Below are 8,900 nucleotides of genomic sequence, written 5' to 3'. Positions count from 1 at the left end.
GAGTGCTAAACAAAGGGGTTGTTCCCCTTGCATCGCGTAAGGTTGGGCGAGCAAGTCACGGTCCAGTTCTGTAGGTCGGGTTAGCGTAGCGTAACCCGACGTGCCGGGGTGCCGCGGGCGACGCTGTTTTTGCGGCCGTGGGTGGGTGCGAGGCCCGTCGGGTTACGCCCTTCGGGCTAACCCGACCTACGGTTTGTGGCGTTTCCTGGTCAGGCGGGGTGCGGGGGACGATGCTCTTTTGCGGCCGTGGGTGGGTGCGGGGAGCCGTCGGGTTACGCCCTTTGGGCTAACCCGACCTACGGTTTGTGCTTTTCCTGGTCAGTTCTGTAGGTCGGGTTCACTCCCGCAGCGCTGCGCCGCTGCCGAGGCGGGCGCCGATCCAGCCGAGCACGAGTCCGGTGCCGAGGAGGATCAGGCCGACGCGTGCCTCCGGCGCTGCGAATACCAGGGGCAGGCCAAACGCCGAGGCGGCGGCCTCGACCGGGGTCCGGGTCAGGATCACGCCGGCCCCGAGCAGGATCAGGCTGAAGATACCCCCGCCCAGGCCGAGCAGCAGCCCCCCGTACAGGGATGGCCGGCGCAGGAAGCGGTCCGTGGCGCCGGTGATCCGCGAGATCGCGATTTCCTCGCGCCGTTCCCGCAGTTCCGAGGCCGCGGCCACCGACAGGATCAGCGTGACCCCGAGCGCCAGCAGGCCGGCCACGATCAACAGGACGCGCAGGCCGGCTTCGTGCAGCGCCTGGAGCTGCCGCACCCACTCGTGGTCGCTGACGCTCATCGCCTCGGGCAGCAGCATCGCCAGGCGCGACTCCAGGGCCTCGACCGCCTCGGGCGTTCTCTCCAGGGGGATGACCTCGATGATCGCCGGCAGCGGGTTGCCCTCCAGCCAGTCCAGCAGCGCCGGATCGGGCAGGCTGGCGCGGTATTCGTCCAGGGCCTCGTCGGCACTGATCGGCGTGACCTGGGCCACGCCCGGCAGGGCTGCGATCCGCGCGGCGGCATCGGCGAGGGCATCCGCGTCGGTATCGTCCAGGTAGAGCGCGATGCGCGGTTCGTGGTCGATGCCCGCCGACAGGGTCCGCGCATTGTCGAGCAGCAGCCAGAGATAGGCCGGCAGGGCGAGGATGAATCCGAGCACCGCGATCATGATCAGGGTCTGACCCGGTGCATCCACCCGGCGCCCGAAGCTCCTGCGCGCGGCGTCCGTATGGTTGTACAGCCACGACTCCAGGGAGCCGGCGCGCTCGCCCCCGTCCTTCATCCGGCACTCCGCGCCTGCGTCACGTGGCGGGCCTCCAGGTTGCCGTTCTCCAGATGCAGGATCGGCTTGCCCAGGCCCGAGATCAGTTCCAGATTGTGACTGGCAATCAGCGCAGTGACGCCGACGCGGTTGAAGTCCAGGAACAGTTGCATGATCTCGCGCGAGAGCCTTGGGTCGAGGTTGCCGGTGGGCTCGTCCGCCAGCAGCAGCGCGGGGCGGTGCACGATCGCCCGGGCGATCCCCACCCGCTGCTGTTCGCCGGCGGAGAGGGTCTGCGGCTGGGCGTTTTCCTTCTGCAGCAGGCCGACCTTGTCGAGTGCGGCGCGCACCCGCTTGCGCGCTTCGCCGCGACGATAGCCGAGGATCTCCAGCGGCAGGGCGACGTTGGCGTGCACCGGGCGATCGAACAGCAGGCGGTGGTCCTGGAACACCAGGCCGATGCTGCGCCGGAATCGGGGCACTTCGTTGCGGGGAAGCGTTTCGAGGTCCTTGCCGTTGACCATGATGCGGCCGCGGGTCGGGCGCTCGAGCCGCGCGATCAGGCGCAGCAGCGTGCTCTTGCCGGCCCCGGAGGGCCCGGTCAGAAAGGCCAGAGCGCCGGCGTCGACGCGCAGGCTCACGTTGCTCAGGGCCTCCGAGCCGCCGTCGAAACGCTTGGTCACGCGCTGCAGCCTGATCATGGGGTCGGCCTCGCTGCGGCTCAGTCGTCGTCGCGGTTCAACAGGGCACGCACGAAGGCGCGGGCCTCGAAGGGCTGCAGGTCCTCGGCCTTTTCGCCGACGCCGATGAAGCGGACCGGGATGCCCATCTGCTCGGCCAGCGCGAACAGCACGCCGCCCTTGGCGGTGCCGTCGAGCTTGGTGACCACCAGCCCGGTCACGCCCAGGGCTTCGTGGAACTGCCGGACCTGGTTGATCGCGTTCTGGCCGGTGCCGCCGTCGATGACCAGCAGGACCTCGCTGGGCGCTTCGGGATCCAGCCGCCCCATCACCCGCTTCACCTTGCGGATCTCGTCCATCAGGTTGTGCTGGGTGTGCAGGCGGCCGGCGGTATCGGCGATCATCACATCGATGCGGCGGGACTGCGCGGCCTGCAGCGCGTCGAACACCACCGAGGCGGAGTCGGCGCCGCTGCCCTGGGCGATCACCGGCACCGCGTTGCGTTCGCCCCAGGTCTGCAGCTGTTCCACCGCGGCGGCGCGGAAGGTGTCGCCGGCGGCGAGCAGTACCGTGTAGTTTTCGGCGCGCAGGTGATGGGCGAGCTTGCCGATGGTGGTGGTCTTGCCGGCGCCGTTGATACCGACCACGAGGATCGAGAAGGGCCTGCCCGAACCCGGCTGGATTCGCAGGGGCCGTTCGACCGGCTCCAGGATCTCGGTCATCGCCCCTTCCAGGGCCTGCATCAGCGCCTCGGCGTCGTCGAGCTCGCCGCGCTTCACGGCACGGGTGATCTGGTCCATGATGCGTCGGGTGGCGTCCACGCCGACGTCGGCCAGCAGCAGACGCTCCTCGAGTTCCTCGAAGAGTTCGTCGTCGATCCTGCGGCGCAGGAGCTCGCGGATGTCGGTGGTGAGCACCTTGCCGGTCTTCGCCAGGCCCTTGCGCAGGCGCTGAAACAGGCCGGCCCGTTCCGGGGTCTCGGCGGCGGGAGAATCTTTTTTTCGGAAACCGAACATGTTGGCCGTGGTCAAGGCATAAGGTCCGGCAATGCTATCACGAGGGTTGAAAATGATGAGACGCGTATTCCTTGGACTGCTGTGCGGCTGGCTGCTGCTGGCGGCGGTCCACGCCACCGTGGCCGCCGACGTGGTCGAACATCGCCTCGAGAACGGGCTCACGGTACTGGTACTCCCGGATGCACGGGCCCCGGTCGTGACCAACCAGACCTGGTACCGGGTCGGCTCGATGGACGAGCACAGCGGCATCACCGGCATCTCGCACATGCTCGAGCACATGATGTTCAAGGGCAGCGAGCAATACCCGCCCGGCGAGTTTTCGCGCATCGTCGCCCGTCTCGGCGGTCAGGAGAACGCCTTCACCGGGCGCGACTACACCGGCTACTTCCAGGTGGTCGGCAGCGAGCACTGGGAGACGGTGATGGCGATGGAGGCCGAGCGCATGCACGGGCTGAAGCTCTCCGAAGAGGAATTTCTGCCGGAACGGCGCGTGGTAGTCGAGGAACGGCGGCTGCGGACCGAGGATCGGCCGAACTCCCTGCTGCAGGAACAGTTCTACGCGACCGCCTTCTTCAATCATCCGTACGGGCATCCGATCATCGGCTGGATGACCGACATCGACGCCTACACCGTCGAGGACCTGCAGGACTGGTACGACGCCTGGTACGCGCCCAACAACGCGGTGGTCGTGGTGGTCGGCGACGTCGATCCCGAGGCGGTGATCGCCGCAGCCGAGCGGCACTACGGGCCTATCCCGGCGCGCGAACTTCCGGTGCGCAAGCCGCGGGCGGAGACGCCGCAGCGCGGCGAGCGCCGCACGACCATGCGGATCCCGGCCGAACTGCCCTACCTGATCATGGGCTGGAAGACCCCGGTACTGGTCACCCTCGACGATCCGAGCGACGCCTACGCGCTGATCGTCGCCGCGGGCATGCTCGATTCGGGCGAGGCCTCGCGCTTCGCGCGCGAGCTGGTGCGGGGCCGTGAACTGGCGAACAGCACCTCCGCGCGCTACAGCCCGTTCAGTCGTTTGGATTCGCTGTTCACGGTCGCCGCGGTGCCGACCGGGGACACCGACATGGAGACGCTCGAGCAGGCGTTGCTGGAGGAGATCGAACGTCTGCGGGACGAGCCGATCGACGCGAGCGAACTGCAGCGCGTGCAGGCCCGGGTGATCGCCCAGGAGATCTTCCGCCGCGATTCGATCCAGTCCCAGGCCTTCGAACTGGGCATGCTGCAGACCATCGGGCTGGGCTGGGAGGTTGCCGACGAATACGTGGACCGGATCCGTGAGGTCACCGCCGAGGACGTGCAGCGGGTCGTCCGCGAGTATCTGGTGCCCGAGGGACGCACGGTGGGCATCCTGGATCCGCTGCCGATCGGGGGTGGCGCATGAAGGCCCTCCACACAGCCATTCACACGGGATTCGAGGGTTCGTCCATGCGCTTCTGGTTCATGCTGCTGCTGGCCATCACCGTCATCGGTCTCGCGCCGGCGACACAGGCGGTGGACATCGAGAGCTGGGAGACCGAGCAGGGCATGCGGGTGCTGTTCGCCCCGGCGCCGACCCTGCCGATGCTGGATGTCCGGCTGACCTTCGACGCGGGAGCCGCTCGCGACGGCGACCGCAACGGCCTCGCCCGCCTGACCAGCAATGCGCTGGCCCACGGCACCGCCGACATGGACGCGGACGCGGTCGCCGAGCGCTTCGAGGCGGTCGGCACCCAGTTCAACACGACGTCCGCGCGCGACATGGGCATCGTGACCCTGCGTACCCTGACCGAGCCCGACTGGATGGCGGAGGCCATCGATGTGCTGACGGAAATCCTGGCAGCCCCGGCCTTCCCGGAGGACGATCTGAACCGGGAGCGCCGGCAGATGCTGCAGGCGCTGCAACGGCAGCGTCAGGAACCCGGTTCGGTGGCCAGCCGTCGCTTCTACCAGCTGATGTACGGTGATCACCCCTACGGCAACGCGCCCAGCGGCAGCGAAGACACCATCCCGACGCTGACCCGGGCGGAGGTGGAATCCTTCTTCCGGCAGTACTACACCGCCGGTAACGCGGTGCTGGCCATGACGGGAGCAATCTCGCGCGAAGACGCCGAGGCATTGGCCGAGCGCATCGCGCAGGCGCTCCCCGAGGGCGGGCGGGCGCCGGCGCTGGAGCCCGTGCCCAAGCTCGACGGTCCGGTGACGGAGCGGGTCGCCTTCCCCTCGGAGCAGGCGCACATCTTCATGGGTGCCCCGGCGCTGCGCCGCGACGACGCCGACTATTACGCGCTGACGGTGGGCAACCACGCGCTGGGCGGCGGTGGCTTCACCTCGCGTCTCTTCCGCGAGGTGCGCACGGCGCGGGGGCTCGCCTACTCGGTCCACAGCTCCGTCCGCCCGATGGCGGCGGAGGGCCCGTTCGTGATCGGCATGCAGACCGGCACCGACCAGATCGATGAGGCGCTCGAGGTGCTGCGCGAGGAGTTGCAGCGGCTGCACCAGGAGGGTGTGGACCCGGACGAACTGGAGGCCTCGCAGGCCAATATCACCGGAGGATTTCCGCTGCGCCTGGCGTCGAACAGCGATATCGTCCAGAACCTCGGCATGATGGGGTTCTACGACCTGCCGCTGGACTTCCTGGCCGCGCACAACGACCGGATCGATGCCGTGAGCCGGGAAGAGGTGCACGAGGTCATCCAGCGGCGCATCGATCCCGAGGCACTCGTGACGGTGGTGGTTGGCGGGGAGGAGTGACCCGGTGGGCCGTGCGGCCCGGGTGCGGATCATCGGCGGGGCCTGGCGCCGGCGTTGGCTGCCGGTGGCGCCGGTGCCTGGCCTGCGGCCCAGCGCCGATGCCCAGCGCGAGACCTTGTTCAACTGGCTCCAGCCCCTGCTGCCGGGGGCGTCGGTCCTGGACCTGTTCGCCGGCACTGGTGCGCTGGGTCTCGAGGCGGCCTCGCGCGGCGCCGGTTCGGTGCTGCTGGTGGAGAAGAGCCCGGCGGCCGCGGCCCAGCTCGAGGCGAACTGTCGGTTGCTCGGCGCGGGACAGGTGAAGGTGCAACAGGGCGATGCCCTGCGCCTGCTCGCCCAGGGTCCGCAGGCCGCGGGCCCCGCAGCCTTTGACATCGTCTTCATCGACCCGCCCTTCGCGAAGGGCCTGATCGCGCCCGTGCTCGAGCGCTTGCGTGGCGGCGGCTGGCTGGCCCCCGGCGCCCGCGTCTACGTCGAGCAGGAGAGTGGCCTTCCCGCGCCGTCGGACTGGGAGATTCTCCGCGAACGCATCGGCGGGCAGGCGCATGGCCTGCTGCTCGCCCTGCCGGCCGATTCGGACGGGGCCGGGGCACCCAAAGCGCCCGGCGGCCGCGCCTGAGTCCTTCGCTTGCGGGCATGCATCAGCGCTTCGCCAGCAGGCCTTGCAGGGCCTCGAGGTTCAGCAGCAGGATGCGCTCGCCTTTCACCGCCAGCAGCTGACGGTCGCGCAGCGACGGCGACGCAGTTCGGTAGCAGGTCTGGATCACGCAAGGCCTACTGCACAAACGGCCCTGCGCATTCCACTCGCTGGTCAGGTTCGACTAGGACATTTTCTTAGTTCCCTCGGCAATTTTTCTCATGAAGCCTGCCTCTGTCGGGCATATTCTTGAGTCAACAAATGCGGCAAGTCCATGCGGCCTTGAGGTGTAGGCGTTGTTTGCCCCAAGGAGGTTCCCATGAACCGATTGATTCATCCGTTACAGGGCCTGATTCTCGTGGCCTTTCTGGGGGCTGTTCCAGCATCCATGGTCTTGGCGGAGACGCCTGGCGCCGCGGTCCCGGTGTACGCGGACAACTGGCAGTTGCGCCGCCTGATGCAGCCCACTGAAAGCGAACTCCTGCGCGAGGCGCTGGGCGAGGTCGTGATCTACGATGGCCTCACCGACAAGCAGGTCGAGTCGGCAATGTCTCTCCACCCGCACCGCATTCGGAGCATGATGTTCGTCGGGACGGTCATCACCGATGACGACGGTGCGCCCCAGATGGATGACTCCGGGCGGTTTGTTCTGCAGGACGAAGGTTGCTGAAGCCGGCCATGCGAAGCGTCGCGGTCTGCCGCTCATGTGCCTGGCCGCGATGCTTTAACCGGGGCGTTCTGGCGGTCGTGCTGCTGTTGTTGGCAGCGCCCCTCTGGGCGCAGTCCGGGATTCCGGCGCAAATTCTCAAGCCGCTGGCCGAGCCGCGCGCGGCGCCGGCGCTGGCGCTCGAGGCCCTCGACGGCCGGGAGTACGGTCTGGCCGATTTCGAGGGCCGCGTGATCCTGGTGAACTTCTGGGCCACCTGGTGCCCCCCATGCCGCAAGGAGATGCCGGCGCTGGCGCGGCTGGCGCAGCACTTCCAGGGCGAAGCCTTCGAGGTGGTCGGCGTGAACGTGGGCGAGTCCGTGGAACGCATCCAGGACTTCCTGCAGACGCTCCCCGTGCTGCCCGCCTTTCCGATGCTGCTCGATCCAGATGGCTCGGTGTCGCAGGCGTGGCATGCGCGCGTGGTGCCGACGACGCTGGTGGTGGACCGGAACGGCCATCTCGTACTTGGGGCCGTGGGTGAGGTCGATTTCGACAGCCCCGATCTGCGCGGGCAGCTCCAGGCGCTGATACCGGGCTCCGGCGACGCGGAAGGTAACGGGACGGCGCCAGCGCCCTGACCCCGTTGAGCGCAATGTGCCACCACCGCATCCGATTTCCTGCTGATCAAGTGAGCGTTGGCTTGATTCCAAACCACTGCCGGGAGGCCTCCATGTCGAATAACAAGCGCCGCACTTTCCTGAAAGGCAGCATTGCCGCCGGCGCTGTCGGCATCGCTGCCGCAGCCGGGTTGCTTTCCCCCGTCCGGGTCCTGGCCGCCTGGCCCGCCGATGCGTTCACCTTGCGCAACCACGAAGCATCCCTGACGGCCGTCACCGGAACCTCCGACCTCCCGGCAGGCGACATCGAGATCTTTGCCCCCGAGATTGCCGAGAACGGCGCCATGGTCTCGGTGACCATCGAAAGCGGCATGCCGGATGTCAGCGAGATGGCCCTGTTCGTGGTCCAGAACGGCCAGCCGCTGGCGGCCACGTTCCTGCTGGGCGCGTCCGCCCAACCGATGGTCTCGATTCGCGTCAAGATGGCGGAAACCTCCGACGTGGTCGCGGCCGTGAAATCCGACGGCGCCTGGTACGGCGCTTCCCGCGAGGTGAAGGTCACCCTTGGCGGTTGCGGCGGCTGATGCCCCGGCCCCTGGATCGCACCAGGGCAGCCCATGGAAAAGAAAAGTAACCGGCCGCAGGTAGTCCCGTTCCGCCAAAAAACAACCACCATCCCACCAAAGACGTTGCCGGATGCGTTCCCTTCGGGGCCGGTGACGGAAGGCCAAAGGAGATCGACAAAGTGAACCCGTTTCTCAACACCCTGCGTTCGGCGATGCTTGCCATTCCCCTGCTGCTGCTGGCGATGGGCGTCCAGGCCGAGGCACCCGACGACAAGCCGTTCGCGGAACACAAGCTCGTCCTCCAGATCAGCGACGGTGACCCGGCCCGGCAAAACCTGGTCCTGAATGTCGCCAACAATGCCATCCGGCACTACGGCCCGGAAAAGATCGATGTCGAGATCGTTGCCTTCGGTCCGGGCCTGAGCCTGCTGTTTGCCGACAACCCCCAGGCCACCCGGATCGACGGCTTGGCGGTCGATTCCGGCATCCGTTTCGCCGCCTGTGAGAACACCATCGCTGCCGTCACCCGCATGCGCGGAACGGCCCCTGAACTGCACGCACGAGCCACACCCGTTGACGCGGGCGTCGTGCGCATCCTGGACCTGACCGCGGCGGGCTACACGCTGATCAGCCCGTAAACGAAACTCCAGTGCCGCTCCCGGTTGCCGGAGCGATCCTGCTGGCGGATCTGGCGGTTCACGGCCATTCTTGACCCGTGTTTCGGGGTTAACTTTCATGGCCTCGGGCCACCCC

Annotated in this window: 11 protein-coding genes; 7 read left to right on the top strand and 4 right to left on the bottom strand. The window is 67.9% G+C overall.

Annotation, left to right across the window (positions count from 1 at the left end; translation table 11 throughout):
- Positions 1–337: 337 nt before the first annotated feature.
- Genes EA346_RS12590 through ftsY form a run of 3 tightly spaced genes read right to left on the bottom strand, consistent with a single transcriptional unit; the run spans position 338 to position 2,936 of the window.
- Positions 338–1,261 (bottom strand): permease-like cell division protein FtsX, encoded by a 924-nt coding sequence (locus EA346_RS12590; RefSeq protein ID WP_296759116.1) that lies wholly within the window; start codon positions 1,259–1,261, stop codon positions 338–340.
- Entirely contained in the window at positions 1,258–1,941 is a 684-nt protein-coding gene (ftsE, locus tag EA346_RS12585) for a cell division ATP-binding protein FtsE (protein ID WP_296759113.1), read from the bottom strand. Before ftsE ends, EA346_RS12590 begins: the two co-directional genes overlap by 4 nt.
- A 20-nt stretch (positions 1,942–1,961) precedes the next feature.
- Entirely contained in the window at positions 1,962–2,936 is a 975-nt protein-coding gene (ftsY, locus tag EA346_RS12580) for a signal recognition particle-docking protein FtsY (protein ID WP_296759123.1), read from the bottom strand.
- A 79-nt stretch (positions 2,937–3,015) separates the two neighbouring features.
- Here ftsY and EA346_RS12575 point away from each other — a divergent pair, with 79 nt between their 5' ends.
- Genes EA346_RS12575 through rsmD form a run of 3 tightly spaced genes read left to right on the top strand, consistent with a single transcriptional unit; the run spans position 3,016 to position 6,297 of the window.
- Positions 3,016–4,332 (top strand): pitrilysin family protein, encoded by a 1,317-nt coding sequence (locus EA346_RS12575; RefSeq protein ID WP_296759120.1) that lies wholly within the window; start codon positions 3,016–3,018, stop codon positions 4,330–4,332.
- 44 nt (positions 4,333–4,376) lie between these two features.
- Entirely contained in the window at positions 4,377–5,681 is a 1,305-nt protein-coding gene (locus tag EA346_RS12570; RefSeq protein ID WP_296759118.1) for a pitrilysin family protein, read from the top strand.
- Complete coding sequence (gene rsmD / locus EA346_RS12565; RefSeq protein ID WP_296759110.1) at positions 5,665–6,297, top strand: 16S rRNA (guanine(966)-N(2))-methyltransferase RsmD; 633 nt, start codon at positions 5,665–5,667, stop codon at positions 6,295–6,297. The genes EA346_RS12570 and rsmD overlap by 17 nt, the downstream gene beginning before the upstream one ends.
- A gap of 22 nt (positions 6,298–6,319) precedes the next feature.
- Here the strand turns inward: rsmD and EA346_RS12560 are convergent, their stop codons facing one another.
- On the bottom strand, positions 6,320–6,445 hold the full coding sequence (locus tag EA346_RS12560) for a hypothetical protein (protein ID WP_296759108.1): 126 nt from the start codon (positions 6,443–6,445) through the stop codon (positions 6,320–6,322).
- A 189-nt stretch (positions 6,446–6,634) separates the two neighbouring features.
- Between EA346_RS12560 and EA346_RS12555 the strand changes: the two genes are divergently transcribed.
- From EA346_RS12555 to EA346_RS12540, 4 genes are all read left to right on the top strand, one after another.
- Positions 6,635–6,985 carry a hypothetical protein gene (locus tag EA346_RS12555; RefSeq protein ID WP_296759106.1) on the top strand — a complete coding sequence of 117 codons (351 nt, stop codon included), beginning with the start codon at positions 6,635–6,637 and terminating at the stop codon, positions 6,983–6,985.
- A gap of 77 nt (positions 6,986–7,062) precedes the next feature.
- Entirely contained in the window at positions 7,063–7,602 is a 540-nt protein-coding gene (locus EA346_RS12550; RefSeq protein ID WP_296759103.1) for a TlpA disulfide reductase family protein, read from the top strand.
- A 92-nt stretch (positions 7,603–7,694) separates the two neighbouring features.
- Positions 7,695–8,165, top strand: coding sequence for a thiosulfate oxidation carrier protein SoxY (soxY, locus tag EA346_RS12545; RefSeq protein WP_296759100.1), 471 nt, complete (start codon positions 7,695–7,697; stop codon positions 8,163–8,165).
- A gap of 161 nt (positions 8,166–8,326) precedes the next feature.
- The gene (locus EA346_RS12540; protein ID WP_296759098.1) at positions 8,327–8,785 is read left to right on the top strand and encodes a hypothetical protein; all 459 of its coding nucleotides are present in this window, start codon (positions 8,327–8,329) and stop codon (positions 8,783–8,785) included.
- Positions 8,786–8,900 lie beyond the last annotated feature (115 nt).

The organism is Thioalkalivibrio sp. (genome assembly GCF_007692535.1).
Classification (GTDB): domain Bacteria; phylum Pseudomonadota; class Gammaproteobacteria; order Ectothiorhodospirales; family Ectothiorhodospiraceae; genus Thioalkalivibrio.
Note: the sequence above shows the minus strand (reverse complement) of the source record. Positions and strands in the feature narration are given on the sequence as shown.

Bases quoted from the DNA above. Each gene is read 5' to 3' on its own strand.
- EA346_RS12590 (WP_296759116.1), bottom strand. From the start codon at position 1,261: ATGAAGGACGGGGGCGAGCGCGCCGGCTCCCTGGAGTCGTGGCTGTAC.
- ftsE (WP_296759113.1), bottom strand. From the start codon at position 1,941: ATGATCAGGCTGCAGCGCGTGACCAAGCGTTTCGACGGCGGCTCGGAG.
- EA346_RS12555 (WP_296759106.1), top strand. From the start codon at position 6,635: ATGAACCGATTGATTCATCCGTTACAGGGCCTGATTCTCGTGGCCTTT.
- soxY (WP_296759100.1), top strand. From the start codon at position 7,695: ATGTCGAATAACAAGCGCCGCACTTTCCTGAAAGGCAGCATTGCCGCC.
- EA346_RS12570 (WP_296759118.1), top strand. From the start codon at position 4,377: ATGCGCTTCTGGTTCATGCTGCTGCTGGCCATCACCGTCATCGGTCTC.
- ftsY (WP_296759123.1), bottom strand. From the start codon at position 2,936: ATGTTCGGTTTCCGAAAAAAAGATTCTCCCGCCGCCGAGACCCCGGAA.